Raw genomic sequence first — 18,246 nt, 5'->3', positions numbered from 1 at the left:
AGATTAAATAGATTAAATTTTTTTCATCGACTTAATCATTTAACAAATAATTAAAAAAAGCATGTTAGTTTTTCCACGTGTTTAAAGTCTATTGTTATATCTATAAAAGTGCGCCCTTATAATTAGTCCTTGTTCGGGACTAAGTTGTTCGTCCACTTTAAAAACATTTACGCAGCTTGTTCACTTTGATTTTTCAGCTCAATTAACATTCTTCTTTGGTTTCAACAATAAAGCTCATGCTGAGTCCTTCATCAAATAAACGGCAGTATGTTTTACTTTCTGTATTCTGAATAAAAAATGATCCCTTAATATTTTCATAGTCACCTAGTCTTTATAATTTAATTAAAAATCATAAAATCACCGATAAAACCCGTAGTTATACGGATATAAATGCATGCGTTGTTGTATAAAATGAATAGACAAAATTTATTATTTAACTATCGCCTATCGTTCCAAAAAGTGCAGTTATTATTCATTTGAGCTTAAATTATTAAGGAACTTTAAAGCTATGCAACAGCAAAAGGTACATAAAACTTCGCATACTAATGGGTTCATCAATTTGTTAGTAATTGGTCTCGGGTCGCTTGAATTATTATTTACTATGATATTGACACTAGTTGTTCATAAGCAAAGTCAAAAGTTATTACAGACAGATATTAATGACTTAACCCATTCTGTAAACAAACCATCAGAAGAAGACTTTGAGCAATATGTATATGGCTTTTTTAGTCTGCTTAGTACCTTATTAAAAGTTGCTACAAATCAGTTGAGCTTTGAACGTTATATAGAATTATGTGATTTCTCCCAAGTATTTCCTAAAGCACGTGGTCATCGCTATGACTGAACTTCATAGCAATGATACAGATATTCAAGATTCAACTACCGATTTACTTCATATATTGATAGCTGAAAGTAACCCTGTTGGTCTATTAGTAAATAATGCCAAAGCGTTAGGGTGGAGAGTGAGCAGCGTTACTTCAGGTTTTGAATTAGTTAATGAGATCATGGCCTGGGCTGGTTCGGGATGCAATTTACCTGATGTGTTGATGGTCGATTGGCAGATGCCTAATGTGGATTGGCTAGAGGCTTTGTCCATATTAACTGAAAATATCAAACACCAAAAATTACCTACAATATTAGTTGTTTCTGATCATGGATCAGAACATATTGCTAAAGTAGACATTGAATATTTAGCTAACAAAATATTGTACAAACCAATAAGTGGTTCAGCGCTGTTTAATGCCGTTAATGATGCGGTTGTAAAACACAGCGGTAATTGTGAACGTGTATTCAAATCTACTCGCATCGAAGCTTTAAAAGTGCAATGGTTACCTAGAGTAAATGTGCTAGTGGTTGATGACAGTGAAATAAACCTTGAAGTTATTGAGCAAATACTGATTAAAAATGGCGCAATAGTCACTACCTTAAAATGTGGACAAGCGGCTTTACAACAATTGTATTTAACCCCTAACGCTTTTGATATTATTTTGATGGACGTACAAATGCCAGAAATGGATGGTATAGAAACCACCCAACACATTAGACAACAACTTAGCTTGGATAGATTACCAATAGTTGCACTCACTGCAGGAACTTTAGTACAAGAAAAGAGGCGTGCTTTTGACTCGGGAGTAAATGATTTTTTAACGAAACCTATTAAACCATTCCTATTAATCAGCACAGTGCGGAAGTTAGTAGGAAGCTATCGAAGTCGCGTAATCAATATTGAAAGGCTGACATCAGCTAGTGGCATAATGTGTGATAACTGGCCAATTATATTAGGTACTAAAGATAGCAGAAATCTATTGAATAACGATCTGTTGCTATTTGTATCAATTCTTGAAAGATTACTAATAGAATTTCAGTATTTAGAAACTTATTCTGAGGTGACTATTACTAAAACCAACATTACTTTCGATAAACTCACTTTGGCCGCACAAATACATAAATTGCGTGGAGGCGCTGGTCTTATCGGCGCACAGGAGTTATATCAATCTGCAGGTAGAGCTGAAATAGCATTGCGTAGCGATGAAAACGAAGTTAATCCGCTACTAGAAGAGGTCGCGCAACACTTAACTAATTTACGTCTAAACAGTGCTGAGTTTTTGTCCCAGCAGCAATGCATCACTGATGAACGTACCGAAATAGACATACAAAATATACCCTCAATAAATTTAGAACATATTAAATTGCTGATCAGTCGATTAAAAAGACAAGACTTGTCAGCACTTACTATGGTTGAGGAATATTCAAAAAGTTTACGTTTTATATTGGGTGAAAAAACATTTAAAAAATTTAAAAGTATGCTACAAAACCTTGAGTTTAAGTACGCTGTAACTTTATTAGATTCTACTGATTGGATATTCGAAGAGAAGCATTAGTGACTTTATTAAATAAATTTAATTTAACTACTATCTTAATTGTTGATGACGACCCGTCAATTATTATGGCAATTAGCAAAGCATTGGATGGACTTGGGCGCATTGTTTTTGCCATAGATGGTGCGAGTGCGCTGGAACTGGTTGTAAGTGAGGCGCCTGATATTATATTACTTGATGTTGAAATGCCTGGTATGAGTGGTTTTGAGGTGTGCGACGCGTTACAAGCAAAAGAACAAACTGCCAATATTCCTATTATTTTTATTACTAGCCATGACGAATTGGGTTTTGAAGAGAGTAGTTTTAGCCATGGCGCCACTGATTTTATCAGCAAACCACTAAACCATGGTGTTGTAGCTGCTAGAGCCAAAGCGCATATCGCTCATAAACAAGCGATAGATAGATTACAATCTTTAAGCTTAACAGACAGCCTTACCGGACTAAATAATCGCAGAGCACTGGACGAAAAACTCGTTTCAGAATGGCAGCACGCTAAGCGAAATGGACAATCATTATCGCTACTAATGTTAGATATCGATGAGTTCAAAAAGTATAATGACCATTTTGGACATCTGAATGGAGATAACTGCATCAAAAATTTTGCAGACGTTTTGTCTAAATCAGTCAGACGTCCTGCCGATTTTGCTGCCAGGTATGGTGGTGAAGAGTTTGTGATCATATTACCCGATACTGAAATTACTGGCGCTCATCTTCTTGGTGAAAACATTGTCGAAAATATTATTAAGCAAGGCATACCACATGCACCCGATGCTGAACGCCAAATTGTCACCTTATCGATAGGATGTTGCACATTTTCATCATTAACTAACACCAGCCCAGAATCACTATTAGAAATAGCCGATAAAGCATTATACCTGGCAAAGCAACAAGGAAGATGTTGCATCTACATAGCGGAGGAAAGTAATGCTGAGATCGTAGTTATTAAAACGTCGTTATAAATGACGTAAATCTTAAGAAATTAAAAGTATATTTTTACTTTGATTATATTCCCATCAATAAGTTGAGTAATTGTTTGTGGCAAAAATTCGTTTTGGACATAACACACAACAATATAAACATTACAGTTAAACCTTTATCTCGTTATTTTTTGTATAAAAACCTAAGCATATTACCCAACAATTCAATATTAAATAGGGACAATGAAAAGATATTTTACTAACACTGCCAATGAATAACAATGTTGGCCAACTATGAGCTGAAATTTAGAACGTATTTTGCATTTATTAGTTAATAGAATTTGTTCAAAAGCTTTAATGATTAGCGCCTGATCCGATACCCAAAGAAGTCTTCGAAGGTAAGTGAATAAAATCCAAATAATTCAACTGTTTTATCTGAAAATGAGCTTAATCAATAAATTAGAGCCTGACATAAATTCCATATTAGTACATTGTTCATAAAAATATTAGCGGATTAGTTGCAGTTTGGACCTTAACTATTCTATCTAAAATAATAAGGGCTGAACTTCTATTGATAGTAGCGTCTAGTTCGGCTCAACATTGTCTTGAGTATCTTTAGGATTTAAAGACCCTTCGAAAATATTGGTTAGCGCGTCTCTCTAAAAAATATAAGCGAATAATTTGTTAAAATTCTTGCCAAACAAACACCCAAATAGAAAAAATTGATCCTTCTGCCTTGAACCATCAACTGATCTTCTACCAGCTTTATAGACACTTAGATTGCCAGATGAATATGACCAACCAATCACTTTGCATCAGAAAAAGTCCATTACGACAGCCAGATATAATCTCATAGATTTTAATGAAGGTAATAACTGCAACCTAAGCAGTATCAGGCATGTATACAACAAATTTCTGTTGTAAGAGGTTTTCTAATGCACTATGAGATGGAGACGAGCCAATATTAGCTCTGATTATGTCTTGCTTCATCAACTTAGCAACGCGCTTTTCACCGCATGTTTCACCCGAACAGCGCATCTCATGTGTGACACGCGGCCTGCCGTACATACAGCCACTTTGTAGATAACTAGCTTTAATCTGTTCACGCAATCATACATTGTCTTTTCTGCATCAGATTGGGCTCTTTTATCTAAGTGCAAAAAATGCTGCGGTGGTTATTTAACACCTTGCACATGGTGTTAACACGTTAAACATAGAGTCGTGATTTTATGAACGTGTACTTTTCTATGATTCGCTTGCAAATTACATGGCGGCCTCCTTTAGGATGTTACGCTATTCTGTCAGGCTTTTGACCTGCCTTAAGCTGACATATTTCTGATTGCCTTGCAGATTGATTGGCAGGTACTTTCGCCTTACTTACCCAGTAATAAAGAGACTTGTCGGATATACCTAAACGCTTAAAAACATCAGGTACGGAATAACTTTTTCAACCATTTGGCGAACGACTTATTATTTATATTTATCAGGATATTTTTTATTCGTAACGCTCCTTATCTTACTTCGGATTCTAAGTAAAAGTGTCTACAGACTTAGGAGATGATTATAAGATAAGGAGCCTAAAATAATCATTAATCAGCTAGATGTATCAGTACTTTTGAAGAAGAAAAGCCAGAAAAAGCTCCTTTCGGGGCTTGCTGGTTAACTAATGGCAATTTTGAGCTAATAGCAATCAAAGTGATCTGCCCCCTTCGAACGAAGGTAAATATGGTTCGAGGTCTAATCAATAGAGCTCATTAAAAAATTGGAGAAAACTATCTTTATACAACCACAAATGCATATATTTCATAAACGCAAGATCACCTGTGCTGTATTATTGGCCATGGCAGGCAGTGTACCAGTCATTGCAGCCGAGCAAACTGCAGCAGAAGTTAGAAATGATAAAATAGAAACTATTGAGGTTACTGCGACTAAACGTACTGAATCCATTCAGGATATTCCGGTTTCGGTCTCTGCGTTAAACGGTAGTAGCTTGGAAAATCTGGGAATTAATAATTTTCAGGATTATGTTGAATTTTTACCTAATGTTGTGTTTCAGGGCACAGGACCTGGCCAAAATGAAATTTATATTCGTGGTGCTGCAACCACACAAGCCAATATTGCATTATCTTCAGTAACAGCCTTACAACCGTCAGTTGCTTTTTACCTAGATGAACAACCAGTTTCTATGCAGGGCCGAAATCTGGATATATATGCCACCGATATGGAACGGGTTGAGGTACTGCCTGGGCCACAGGGCACCTTGTTCGGCGCCAGCTCTCAATCAGGTACCGTGCGCCTGATCACCAAAAAACCCGATCACAGTGGTGTGAGTGCAGGATTTGATAGTAGTGTTAGTTTCACCCGCGGTGGTGAAATGAGTAACTCCGTTGAAGCCTATCTTAATCTACCCGTAACGGATGATACGGCCATTCGGGTTGTTGCCTACAACCAACACCAAGGCGGCTGGATTGACAATATTTTAAATGAACCTGGCATTGGCAATGGTAGCTATCAAAGCAGTGCCGTAGTCATTGACCGTGTGTCTAATGGCCCCTTAGCTGATCCTGCTAACACACGAACAATATCCCCTAAAAATGATGCTCTAGTTGAAGATGATTTTAACGATGCGACCTATAGCGGAGTGCGTTTTAGTGCACATCATAATTTTAACGATGACTGGTCATTACTGGTACAGCATACTGCGCAAACACTGAACACAGATGGGGTTTTTTCCTATGATCCTAACCTTGAAGGCGAAAGTTCCACCAACCGTTTTATACCAGAAGACAATCAGGATGAATTTGGCTTAACCACCTGGACCTTAGAGGGCCGTCTGGCCAAATTGGATGTGGTATATACTGGCGGTTACTTGGACCGAAATATCGGCTCCACCATTGATTATACCGGTTATACCAATGCTGGTTTGTTTTCGGCTTACTATACCTGTGATTACTCCAGTGCGGATCCCGCCGAGCAATACTGTGCCGACCCGACTAAATGGTACAAAGAAAAAACCGAAACGTCTCGTAATACCCATGAGCTGCGTTTTAATACGTCAACTGATAATTCTTGGCGTGTAACGGCTGGGATTTTTTATGACGACCAGACTCTTGCTTCTGTGGGAAAGTTCAAGTTGGCTAATACCGAACTGTTTCCAAATCTGAAAAGTAGCTTAAAAGGTCAAGATGGCATTAATACTGATGGCGGCCCATATTCATCGGAGGTCAGTTTTGTTAATGATGTCAATCACCAGATTAAACAGGTCGCAGTATTTGGCCAGGCTGAATATGATCTCAGCGATACAGTCACCGCGACTCTTGGTGCCCGGTGGTATCAGATTGAAGATATCTATAAAGGTGCCACAACCACAGTCGATATTAGCCGAAGGGTACAGGCCTTTGGTTCACTTGACCCGGACGAACTGACTGCAGTTGGCGAAGAACCTTCAGAGATACAGGAAGCCGTCGACAGTGGTCGACTGGAAACTAGCTTGCTGGATGAAGATGGCGTGTTAACGGTTGATGATGTGATTTACAAGGCTTCTGTCGACTGGAAAGTAAATGACGATGTATTGTTGTTTACCACCTACTCAGAAGGCTTTAGACCACCAGTTACTAACCGCGTGGGTGGCGGTAAGGCGACGAGTAATGAAGGAGCTTTCGAGAATTTTCGTATCCCGGTTTATTCCACCACAGATACCCTGAAAAATTATGAAGTGGGTATGAAAGGGGATTTCCTAGAGGGTATTTTACGGGTTAATGCAACCGGATATTATTCACAAATAACGGATCTACAAACTTCACGCTTCGATCCCACTAATATCAGTTTTTTACAGTTTACGGATAATGTCGGTGATGCTGAAATTAGAGGAATTGACGGCGATATCACTTGGTTAGCCACGGATAATTTGGTGATTAATGGTGCCTTTAGCTGGATCGATAGCGAATTAACTCGCCTAAATGAGGAGTTGCAAGATATTGCGCCGCCGGTGGGCAGCAAATTACCCTATTCAGCAGATTTGTCAGCTAATTTACGAGCCCGCTATTATTTTCAATTATCCAATGGCTGGGACGGATTTGTTAATGGCTCCTTGAGCTATACCGGCGATCGCCTGGCAGGAATGACCATGGGCGCTTATGCTCTTGAAGATGCCACTAACTTGATTTACGGTACAGGGTCGGGCTTATCTATTGAGAATGAAGCCGATGCATACTCTGGGGTCAATTATCTGGACAGCAATGGTGAGGCCTTTGAGGGGGGTCGTTATATACAAGACAGTTATGTACTGGCGAATGTATCTGTTGGTGTTAATCACGACGGATGGAAAGTTGAGTTGTATGTCGACAACGTGACTGATGAGCACGCTGTGTTATATATCGATAACCAGCAATACACGCCTAAAGTTGTGACCAACAGACCCCGTACAGTGGGCCTGAGAATGTCGTACGATTTTTATTAATTATCAGCATTTATACCTAAAATCATTGGCGTTGCAGCCCATAACACTGCAGCTTTTGGGGATGCGGGTACGTATTGCTTAACGTTAAAAGCGAGCCACTATTGGCTCGCTTTTTTTATTGAACAGTCACGAGATCACTGATAAATATGCGAAGTATTATTAAATTTACTAGAAAAAATGGCAGCCATGCTGGGTCTATATTATTACATAATGTCAGTGCACTTGCCCAAAATTGGGCAACGAATGCAGCAATAGATAAACGCTTAGTCACGCAAGTCAGTAAACTGTTTCGACCCCGGCATCGTTTTGATAATGGGGATGTTACCTAGCCGATTTAAAATTGGGGGCAGGGTCAACTTAAAACTTATACGTCACCTAGCTTAAGCTTTCACACGAATTGCGCAGTCATTCATTGTAAAAGTCGGTTATCCGATAACTTTGGCAATGCCAGAGCCCACTTTTATAGGTCTTTTACTCCTCAATTAATTCTAAAGTGAAGGTCTGGAAATGGCATTAACAAGCCATAAGGCGAATGGCCCCTGCGATCGATTAACCGACAGTCAGGAATAAAGACTTCTACAGCAAGTTTACTGAGTCAGCAGTGGTTCTATCAACATACGTGAAATATTCTTGGTAAGGACATCTGTGCTGGGTTAAGGTTATTCAAAATCCAGAGTCGATGTATGAAAATAGAATTTAGACAAGCTACAAACCAAGATATCGATCGATGTATCGAAGTAAGGGGGCTAACTAGTGACAATCAGTTTACCAAGAGCGATTTAGCAGCAATGGGTGTAACTGCTGTTTCATGGTCCCCGTTAATTGAAAATTTGGAAATCATTGGCGCTGTAGCTCTAGAAAAAAATATTATTGTCGGTTTTTGCTTTGGTGGATCAGCTACGGGTGAAATACTGGTGCTTGCTGTTCTATCTGGTTATGAAAAGTTTGGCATCGGAAAAGAACTTTTATTCAGTACCAGCAATCAACTATTTACTATGGGGAATGAAGAATTGTACTTAGCCGCATCCGCAACGCCAGTCGTCAGATCATATGGTTTCTATCGGCATGTGGGTTGGCAACCGACGAGTACTTATAATGATGATGGTGATGAAATATTAACGCTTAAAAAATAAGTGACTGAATGCTAAAAATTAGCCAAAATTCATACACCACTGCGCACCATTATTTAAACACTTCGGATTTAGTTTTGTAAAACCTCAAATGATCAGGACGTTATGTAAATGAAACCATTATCAAACAAAGTCGCGTTGGTAACAGGTGCGAGCAGAGGCATAGGAAAAGGTATTGCTTTATCTCTTGGGAAAGCTGGAGCTAAAGTCTATATAACGGGTAGAACTATAAATGAGGGGGAGTCTGCATCTAGATTGTCAGGCACCATATATCAAACAGCCAATGAGATATCAGAGTTAGGTGGGGAATGCATCGCTATTCAATGTGACCACGTTGTCGATGCTCAAGTTGAATCTGTCTTCGACACAATAGCCCGAGACGAGCAAAAACTAGATATTCTAGTAAATAACGTTTGGGGAGGATATGAACACTTCACGGACGGCACGGAATTTTGGAATGAGAATGAATTTTGGACACAGCCAAGCTCGCGTTGGGATTCTATGTTTCAAGCAGGTATTAGAGCACACTTTATAGCAAGTCGGCTTGCAGCCCCTCTATTAATAGAACATCAAGGTTTAATCATTAACCTCTCTTTTTTTGCCGCACAAAGAAATGATAAAGGCGTTGCATATGGGGCTGCTAAAGCGGCTACTGATCATATGGTCGCCTGTATGGCCGAAGAGTTAAGAAGATACAATGTCGCCACAATTTCGCTTTACCCCGGCGTTGTTCGGACTGAAGCCGTTCTAAAAGCCGCTGAACATATAGATTTGTCAAATTCTGAATCGCCCCAGTTTATTGGGCGTGCAGTTGCAGCACTGGCTTGTGATAAGCGCATCATGAAAAAATCAGGTAAAAGACTGATTGCCGCTGATTTAGGCGTAGAGTACAAATTTAAAGATATAGATGGACGTCAGCCAAAGCCGATGAGTGGAGATAATATTTAGAATCAGTTTTTGTCCAAAAAAGTGATAGAAAAATATTCGTATGCAATCTATCTAAATTTCTACGACTGCTTACTGTTATAACTGCTAAGTCAGCCAGTGAGTCTTGACTACTGGGAATTGGCACTCAGGTGTCAGACGGTTTAGAGCGAAAAACTGACCCAAAGAAAATTGTCTGCTAGTTTACTAGTATGCAAATTTGATGGCAGATCTACTAAGCATTACCCTGCTGGGGAGGTTTATGTGGACAATGATACGAATTGAACAGGGGTAATTGAATAACATCTCATCTCAGTCGATTATAGATTTAGCAGCCTATACCGACTTGTCACTGTAAGCACTTGAGAATGTTATTGAGTGAACCCCGGCTCAGATTTACAGCAATCCAAATCAGCTAAGTACTGCTTCAACGCATTTTGCAATTAAGTCATTTGATGCGCATCACAACCACGTATTTTAGCTTAGTAAGCAGAGTAAAATATGGTTCGCACAGAATAACATTGGTCTTAGTGCAAAACCGATCGAGCTGTGCTTTACAGCATCTTAAAGTTTGAAACTCGCTTTTGGCTAAGACCATAAAAAAAGCCAACAAAGTGTGCTGGCTTATCGTGGTATAAACAAACTCAAATCTAGTGAAATTGGAGTTGACTAAACTTTATTGATTTCCGTATCCCCGAACTCACTTAGTATGCCCAAGCTCAAGGGGCTAAGTCCCTATACCATCTGGCAACAACGCCAATGGCTTTGTTGCCAGATCCTGTTCATTCGACTAGAAAAGTTGGTGTGCTAAAAATCGAACTGAAAACCAGCAACGATAGCTGTGTAATCATTTTGCATTGTTGATTGATAGTCTTGAAGTTCACCTATCAGTCTAAATTGTGGTGTCATTTGATGATTAACAAAAAGTATGGTTAATTCGTTATCTACATCAACAACGGCATCAAGGCCTTTGGTGCTATCTGCTGTGCGAGCATCTTGACTGCCTTCACCATAACTTACACCGATGGTATTTTTGCCAAATACATAGTCAGCTTCAACATACCATTGCGTTCCATCGACATCTGCATCATTGATGGTACCTCCATAAAGGCCATCTGCACCTATTCCCGAGGTATCGGTATATGAAACTGTCAGTCCAAAAGATGCAAGGTCGATGTGTGCCCCAACATCAATGCCTTGCATGTCATAGTCAAAACTATTTTCGCCGACTACGTTAACTGATTGTTGAAAGACACCGCTCCACAATTCTAGCGAGCCGTTGCCGGTCCCCATTTTATAATTAAGTTGCCCTTCAATTCTTGGCGAGTCGGTTTCAACCGAAGCGTCTTGTGGCTCTTCAGGATTAATAAGTGCGACTTTAAAAGATAAGCCGCCCATTGACGGAGACATGTACTTAAGTTGTGGATTAAAATTGGCATATACATAGCCTGTACCAATTCTGCCTCCTGTAGCGTTTGCGGTATCTGCTCCCCCACCTAACCAACCTACCCCTCGTTGACTGGATAGATCGCCAATAGCTGAACTATTGAACACACCGAAATCCTTACCTGCTACGATCGTCCCAAAGTCACCGCTTAATTTTATATTCGCCACTCGGCTTTCGAATAAACCGGAGTTTTGTGCACCACTACCTTGTAGATGCGTATCTACTTGAAAGTGGCCTGATATCGTTATGCCTGAATCACTTGTAGGCGCAACGACATGAAAGTTAATGTTTGCAGGGTTAAATCCGGATTGGACTCTGAATGCCTTTTCAGAGTTGTCGTGGTCACTTGCCACCAAAAATACCGGTAACGAACCTGATATCGATGTTTCCCAATCGTTTGTGTTGACTAAATCTACCCCGGCAATAGCTGGGTTTGCTAAGCTAAGTAATCCCGACGTTGCAATGAAGCATAGTGCGAATTTATTTTTATAAAAAATATTTTTGTTCATTTTAAGTTTCCAATCTACATGATTTTTATGGTGTTGGATAAGTGCTTTTAGCTCAAACTCCATGTTTTGCTCAATATCCAGACGCACTTTTCTACTCCCCAATATATTGATTGGGGAGAGACCTACGTGTTTATAAGTGTTATCTAAAGATTATTCGGCTTTCCAGCTTTGCAACAACTCGTCATAAGCAATCGTTACACCCTTAGGTTTTTCATTACTTAATTTAGCTTTTGGCGCACCGGGTTGATTCAACCAATAATCTGGATCTCTTTCAGGATTGAGTTTAGGACCACATTCACCTTGGACATTCGCTCTTTCAAGTCTATTCATGACCTTGTCTTGAGCAGCTGCAAGTCTATCTAAAGCCTGTTGAGGGGTTTTCTCGCCACTTACTGCTTCAGCTACATTTTGCCACCATAGCTGGGCAAGTTTTGGATAGTCAGGCACGTTTGTTCCCGTTGGAGTCCATTGTTTGCGCGCAGGACTACGATAAAATTCGACCAGACCACCTAAGGTTGGCGCTACATCAGTCATTGCTTGCGAATTTATGTCAGATTCACGGATAGGTGTTAACCCAACCAACGTTTTTTTCAATGAGACAGTTTTTGAGACAGTAAATTGAGCGTATAACCAAGCTGCCAAACGGCGTTTCTCAGGCGTTGATTTTAAAAACGTCCACGCCCCAACATCTTGATAACCCAACTTCATACCTTCTTCCCAATAAGGACCCTTTGGAGATGGCGCCATTCTCCACTTAGGTGTGCCATCATTATTCACTACTGGCAATCCTTTTTCTATCATTGAGGCAGTGAACGCGGTATACCAAAATATTTGTTGTGCGATATTACCTTGTGCAGGCACTGGCCCAGCTTCAGAAAAAGTCATTCCCTGAGCTTGAGGTGGTGCGTACGCTTTAAGCCAATCAACATATTTACCTGTAGCAAACACTGCTGCCGGACCATTTGTTGCGCCACCTCTCGACACGCTTGAACCTACTGGACGACAACCTTCAACTCGGATCCCCCACTCATCCACGGGCAAACCATTTGGCAATCCTTTGTCACCCGTTCCAGCCATTGAAAACCAGGCATCAGTAAAGCGCCAACCCAAGGAAGGATCTTTTTTACCGTAGTCCATGTGACCATAGACCCTTTCTCCGTCTAAATTTTTAACGTCATTAGTAAAAAAATCAGCAATATCTTCATAAGCAGACCAATTTACGGGTACACCCAATTCATAGCCGTACTTAGCAAAAAACTGTTTTTTCAAGTCTTCGCGTTCAAACCAATCGGCACGAAACCAATATAGATTGGCGAATTGTTGTGTCGGTAGCTGATAGATTTTACCGTCTGGACCTGTTGTAAAATCGATACCAATGAAGTCGTCAATATCCAGCGTAGGCAACGTATAGTCTTTAGCTTCATTGACTATCATGTCAGATATAGCAACCACCTTGCCATAGCGAAAATGCGTTCCTATTAGATCAGAATCATTGATGTAAGCATCGTATATATTCCGACCAGATTGCATCTGGGTTTGCAGTTTTTCTATCACATCACCTTCTTGTATAAGATCATGCGTAATGATTATTCCCGTTAATTCGGTAAACGCTTTAGCCAGTACTTGAGATTCATAGGTATGAGTTGCTATCGTCTCTGAAGCAACATTGATAGACATCCCTTTGAATGGTTTGGCTGCTTCGACAAACCATTCAAGCTCATCTAATTGTTGTTGCTTAGTTAATGTTGATGGAGAAAATTCTGTCTCAATCAAATTTTGTACTGTTTTGATAGCGGTTTGTGCATAAACTGAGATAGATATACTGCTCAAGGAGACAGAAATACCCACGGCTACAGCCAGTTTTAATTTTCTAAGTTTCATTTTACTACACCTCATATCTTTTGAGATTGTGATTTGTTGCTGATAAACTCCGTCAGTGGCAACACTGTTTTAGAATTTTACAACAGAGAGTGTCGGTGACAGCCGACATGTGCTCCCTAAGCATGCTGTTTGCTAAGGGTTTTAGACACGCCGCCATTCTCTTTGCGTTTTCTAACGTAAGAGAATTCGGCGTGTTTAAATTCAATGAGATCAGCCCCACCTGAGGACAGTGCATAGCCAGACAACTGAAATTGCTAAAGCTATGTACAGGTTGAAATCAGTAAATGCTAAGAATCCTAAGTGAATAAACCCACTTACTAATAAGCCAATAAATAATCTATCCCCCCGAGTGGTTTCGATGGGCAGAAAGCCTTTTCGCTCTAGACAAGGTTTTTTGATTTCAAAAATAGTCATCGCTACCAGAATAGTCGCGATAACACTAAAAAATGTGATTGTTAATTCAGTCCATGCCATCCATTTCATGACATCATCCTCCTAAATATCTTATTGAATTGCATATTAAACACGCCCCAAAGCAAAGCCTTTGGCAACATGATTCCTAACAAACCACACGACGACGACTCCAGGCACGATAGTTAACACGCCAGCTGCAGCGAGAAGTCCCCAATCTATGCCTGTTGCCCCGATAGTGCGCGTCATAATTGCGGCTATGGGTTTTGCATCGACTGCGGTCAATGTTCTGGCAAGAAGTAGCTCAACCCATGAAAACATAAAACAGAAAAATGCTGTCACGCCAATTCCAGAGCGGATCATAGGAATAAAGATTTTTATAAAGAACCTAGGCAAGCTATAACCATCTATGTAGGCAATTTCGTCAACTTCTTTGGGCACACCTGACATGAAGCCTTCCAAGATCCACACTGCCAGCGGTACAGTAAAGAGACAGTGTGCTAACGCAACTGCAATATGTGTATCAAATAGACCGACTGATGAGTAAAGCTGAAAAAACGGTAACAAGAACACTGCAGGCGGAGCCATCCGGTTGGTCAGTAGCCAGAAAAACAAATGTTTATCACCGATAAATTTGTATCGACTAAAGGCATACGCTGCTGGTAAAGCAAGTGAAAGCGTGATGACCATGTTCATCACTACGTAGATAACAGAATTGACATATCCCATGTACCACGTCGGATCAGTAAATATCTGGGCATAGTTATCTAACGTAAAGTTATGAGGCCAAAGCGTTAGAGCACCCAATATTTCTTCATTGGTCTTAAATGACATATTTACTAGCCAGTAAATAGGCAACATTAAGAAGGTGGTAAAACAAACCATTCCAATCGTTTTGTTTGTATTACTTTTCATTTTAAATTCCTTACTTCACTTTATCTAGTTGACTAATAGCGGTGAAAAACACGTAGCAAACCAGCAATACAATTAAATAATATATAAGTGAGAATGCTGCTGCTGGCCCAAGATCAAACTGTCCTACCGCCATCTTAGTAAGCTCTTGGCTTAAGAATGTGGTCGAATTACCTGGTCCCCCGCCGGTTAGGACAAAAGGTTCGGTGTAAATCATAAAGCTGTCCATAAAACGCAAAAGAACACCTATTACGAGAACACTTTTTAGTCTGGGCAACTGAATATGTCTGAACACTGCCCATGAAGATGCCCTATCAATTCTTGCGGCCTGGTAAAAGGCTTCTGGTATTGCACGAAGACCTGAATAGCACAGTAATGCGATAAGTGACGTCCAATGCCAAACGTCCATCAAAACCACTGTGAACCAAGCGGCCAATGGACTCGATGCATAGTTGTATTCGATCCCTGCAGCGTTGACGGCCCAACCAAACAAACCGATATCTTCTCTACTAAACACTTGCCATATAGTACCTACAACGTTCCAGGGTATAAGCAGTGGAATGGCAACGATAATTAACCATACCGCTGCCATGCGACCTTTCGATGGCATCATTAAGGCTATCGCTATTCCAAGTGGAACCTCAATGGCTAAAATAGAAAATGAAAAACCGAATTGACGAATTAAAGAGTCTAACAAACGCGGGCTGCGTAACATTTCCCGGTACCATTCAGCACCGACGAAATAAGCTGTATTTTGATCAAATATATCTTGAACTGAGTAGTTCACGACCGTCATAATCGGAATGATCGCAGAGAATGCAACAAGGATGAACACAGGAAGAACAAGAAACCACGCTCTATTGTTGGGTGTTTTATTCATAATTTAACCTCATTTGAGTCATGAAGCAGGCTTACGTCCGCTTCAATCAAATATTCATCGACGTAGATTTTTAACCACTGCTCTGGAAAACTAATATAAATTTTTCCAGTAGGAACAGACCTGTCCTCGTCAATTCGTACTTTTATGACTTTACTGTCCAAATTCAACGTCAGGATTTTGTACGTCCCTAAATCTTCTACGTAGTCGAGGGTGCACTCAAAAGCACCTTCTGTTTCTTTTTCCCAAACGTGAATGAATTCAGGGCGAATGCCTAGTTTCACATTTGAACTCGTTAAGCTATCGAGCAGCGTTTTTAACGATTGCTCTAATGGAATGTCAGTGGTATTAAATCTAACACCACTATCACTTCGCTTTACCTCAATTAAATTCATGCCTGGACTACCAATAAAATAACCAACGAATGCATGGTTAGGCCGTTCAAAAAGCTCTCTTGGGGTACCAAATTGGACTATTTGTCCTCCATACATTACCGCTATTTTTTCAGCGAAAGTGGATGCTTCTAATTGATCATGCGTCACATAGATCATCGTGATATCGAATTGTTCGTGTATCTGCTTAAGCTTGCGTCTTAGTTTCCATTTCAATTGAGGGTCAATAACAGTGAGAGGCTCATCAAACAATATTGCGGATACATCACTTCTGACTAATCCTCGCCCCATCGAAATTTTTTGTTTTTCATCGGGCGAAAGATTGCTCGCTCTTTTCTTTAAAACGTCTGTCAACTCCAAAGCCTCTGCTATTTCATTGACCCGAGACGTCACTCTGACTTCTGGCACTTTCATGTTCCGTAGTGGAAAAGCCAAATTATCGTATACCGTCATCGAGTCATAAATAACAGGGAACTGAAATACTTGGGCGATGTTTCTATCTTCTGGTGGGATATGGTTGACCTCAATCCCATCAAACAATACCTGACCTTCTGATGGTTCGAGTAACCCTGAAATGATGTTGAGTAACGTACTCTTTCCACAACCCGACGGCCCTAAAAGGGCATAAGCCCCTCCATCTTCCCAAACATGATCCATTTCTCGAATCGCGTAGTCTGAATCCCCTTGAGGATTTTTTATGTAACTGTGAGCAAGTGATTTAAGATGAATTTCAGCCATTTATAGTTTCTCCATATCAAATTCCGGGACTTTGATTGTTAGCCCATTCAAGTCAAAAACAAAGAGTTTATGGATAGGCAAATATACATTGACAGGTGTTTCAATGGGGTAGCTGAGGATCCCTGATAACTGGAGAATTAGTGAGAACTTCGCGTTATACACATGTAAATAAGTTTCTGAACCACTAATTTCGGCCAATTCGACCTTCATCGGTAACTCCAAATCATCATCGTTTTTGGGGACCAGACTAATATGACTTGGCTTGACACCGAACATAAACTTTTTCTTTGGTAAATCTTTAAGTTTTTCATCTAGAGGAAAACTGATTGAATCGTAAAAAGAAACTTCATCGAGGGTTATTTGCCCTTCAATTAGATTAATGGGCGGCTCACAAAACAATTTAGCCGCTTCAATGTTTTTAGGGCCTCGATATACCTGACTCACCGCTCCACTTTGAAGTATTTTACCCTCATGGATAAGTGTGGTTACCCCTCCGAGCGCCATTGCCTCGCTCGCCTCTGTAGTAGCGTAAACGGCTATCGACTTTCTCTCTGCAAAAAGAACTCTTAATTCTGAGCGAAGCTCCTCTCTTAATTTGTAGTCCAGATTAACCAGCGGTTCATCAAAAAGAATCAAACTGGCATCCTTAACCAATGCTCGCGCCATTGACGTCCTTTGTTGTTGACCACCAGATAATTCCAAAGGAAGACGGTCTAGATATTGGCTGATTTGCAACATATCTGCCGTTTCTTTTACACGTTTGTTGATTTCAGTTTCAGTGACTTTTGATAATCGTAGAGGTGATGCAATATTTTCACGAACGGTAAGATTGGGATAGTTTATAAATTGTTGATACACCATTGACACATTTCGCTTTTGCACAGGCATACCTGTAACGTCTTGACCATCCATTATAACTTGCCCAGACGTTGGCTTTTCAAGTCCCGCCATCAATCGCATTAATGTTGTCTTTCCTGCCAGCGTTCTGCCAAGTAGCACGTTAAATGAACCGGACTCTAAAGTTAAATTAACGTTATCTAAGTAATTTTCCCCCCCGACCTCGTGACTAACATTTTTTAAAACAAGCGACATATAGGTCTCCTTTTTTTATACTTAAACAATCTCCACTAAGCTGTGGATTTAGACTTTTATACCCTGTCTCTTATACAACACTGACGCTGCCGACGAAGAGGATAGGGTAGAGCGCGGTGTGTGCCGTCGCCGTAGATCAAGACAACGAAATCGAAGAGCTGTCAAGCCAGCAGCTATAG

Annotated in this window: 15 protein-coding genes; 7 read left to right on the top strand and 8 right to left on the bottom strand. The window is 40.2% G+C overall.

Translation table 11 applies throughout. The features are described 5' to 3' along the window. Window positions 1–508: 508 nt before the first annotated feature. Genes QZ562_RS12475 through QZ562_RS12465 form a run of 3 tightly spaced genes read left to right on the top strand, consistent with a single transcriptional unit; the run spans window position 509 to window position 3,337 of the window. A complete protein-coding gene (locus tag QZ562_RS12475; RefSeq protein ID WP_293760453.1) occupies window positions 509–844 on the top strand; it encodes a hypothetical protein in 336 nt (111 codons plus the stop codon). After that, on the top strand, window positions 837–2,381 hold the full coding sequence (locus QZ562_RS12470) for a response regulator (protein ID WP_293760451.1): 1,545 nt from the start codon (window positions 837–839) through the stop codon (window positions 2,379–2,381). The genes QZ562_RS12475 and QZ562_RS12470 overlap by 8 nt, the downstream gene beginning before the upstream one ends. Further along, on the top strand, window positions 2,381–3,337 hold the full coding sequence (locus QZ562_RS12465; RefSeq protein ID WP_293760449.1) for a diguanylate cyclase: 957 nt from the start codon (window positions 2,381–2,383) through the stop codon (window positions 3,335–3,337). The genes QZ562_RS12470 and QZ562_RS12465 overlap by 1 nt, the downstream gene beginning before the upstream one ends. Window positions 3,338–4,177: 840 nt before the next feature. On the opposite strand, the gene QZ562_RS12460 is transcribed toward QZ562_RS12465, so the two are convergent. Then, the gene (locus QZ562_RS12460) at window positions 4,178–4,405 is read right to left on the bottom strand and encodes an IS3 family transposase (protein ID WP_293760448.1); all 228 of its coding nucleotides are present in this window, start codon (window positions 4,403–4,405) and stop codon (window positions 4,178–4,180) included. Between the two features lie 682 nt (window positions 4,406–5,087). Between QZ562_RS12460 and QZ562_RS12455 the strand changes: the two genes are divergently transcribed. The 4 genes from QZ562_RS12455 (at window position 5,088) to QZ562_RS12440 (ending at window position 9,832) form a co-directional block, all read left to right on the top strand. Beyond that, entirely contained in the window at window positions 5,088–7,754 is a 2,667-nt protein-coding gene (locus QZ562_RS12455; RefSeq protein WP_293760447.1) for a TonB-dependent receptor, read from the top strand. A gap of 146 nt (window positions 7,755–7,900) precedes the next feature. Then, a complete protein-coding gene (locus tag QZ562_RS12450) occupies window positions 7,901–8,083 on the top strand; it encodes a hypothetical protein (protein ID WP_293760446.1) in 183 nt (60 codons plus the stop codon). A 354-nt stretch (window positions 8,084–8,437) separates the two neighbouring features. Beyond that, on the top strand, window positions 8,438–8,887 hold the full coding sequence (locus tag QZ562_RS12445; protein WP_293760445.1) for a GNAT family N-acetyltransferase: 450 nt from the start codon (window positions 8,438–8,440) through the stop codon (window positions 8,885–8,887). A 108-nt stretch (window positions 8,888–8,995) separates the two neighbouring features. Next, the gene (locus QZ562_RS12440) at window positions 8,996–9,832 is read left to right on the top strand and encodes an SDR family NAD(P)-dependent oxidoreductase (protein ID WP_293760444.1); all 837 of its coding nucleotides are present in this window, start codon (window positions 8,996–8,998) and stop codon (window positions 9,830–9,832) included. Between the two features lie 783 nt (window positions 9,833–10,615). Here the strand turns inward: QZ562_RS12440 and QZ562_RS12435 are convergent. The 7 genes from QZ562_RS12435 to QZ562_RS12405 all read right to left on the bottom strand — a co-directional run bounded on the left by QZ562_RS12435 (window position 10,616) and on the right by QZ562_RS12405 (window position 18,067). Further along, complete coding sequence (locus QZ562_RS12435; RefSeq protein ID WP_293760443.1) at window positions 10,616–11,851, bottom strand: porin; 1,236 nt, start codon at window positions 11,849–11,851, stop codon at window positions 10,616–10,618. A 63-nt stretch (window positions 11,852–11,914) separates the two neighbouring features. Then, entirely contained in the window at window positions 11,915–13,645 is a 1,731-nt protein-coding gene (locus QZ562_RS12430) for an ABC transporter substrate-binding protein (RefSeq protein WP_293760442.1), read from the bottom strand. Between the two features lie 210 nt (window positions 13,646–13,855). Further along, window positions 13,856–14,128, bottom strand: a complete 273-nt coding sequence (locus QZ562_RS12425) for a DUF2160 domain-containing protein (protein ID WP_293760441.1) — start codon at window positions 14,126–14,128, stop codon at window positions 13,856–13,858. Window positions 14,129–14,164: 36 nt separating this feature from the next. Next, complete coding sequence (locus tag QZ562_RS12420; RefSeq protein ID WP_293760440.1) at window positions 14,165–14,971, bottom strand: carbohydrate ABC transporter permease; 807 nt, start codon at window positions 14,969–14,971, stop codon at window positions 14,165–14,167. Window positions 14,972–14,981: 10 nt separating this feature from the next. Continuing rightward, on the bottom strand, window positions 14,982–15,848 hold the full coding sequence (locus QZ562_RS12415; protein ID WP_293760439.1) for a sugar ABC transporter permease: 867 nt from the start codon (window positions 15,846–15,848) through the stop codon (window positions 14,982–14,984). Beyond that, on the bottom strand, window positions 15,845–16,975 hold the full coding sequence (locus tag QZ562_RS12410; RefSeq protein ID WP_293760438.1) for an ABC transporter ATP-binding protein: 1,131 nt from the start codon (window positions 16,973–16,975) through the stop codon (window positions 15,845–15,847). Before QZ562_RS12410 ends, QZ562_RS12415 begins: the two co-directional genes overlap by 4 nt. Next, complete coding sequence (locus QZ562_RS12405) at window positions 16,976–18,067, bottom strand: ABC transporter ATP-binding protein (RefSeq protein WP_293760435.1); 1,092 nt, start codon at window positions 18,065–18,067, stop codon at window positions 16,976–16,978. Window positions 18,068–18,246: the final 179 nt, after the last annotated feature.

This window comes from uncultured Paraglaciecola sp. (genome assembly GCF_913058035.1).
GTDB lineage: Bacteria > Pseudomonadota > Gammaproteobacteria > Enterobacterales > Alteromonadaceae > Paraglaciecola.
The sequence above is the reverse complement of the archived record's forward strand: the minus strand, read 5'-3'. Positions and strand labels throughout refer to the sequence as shown.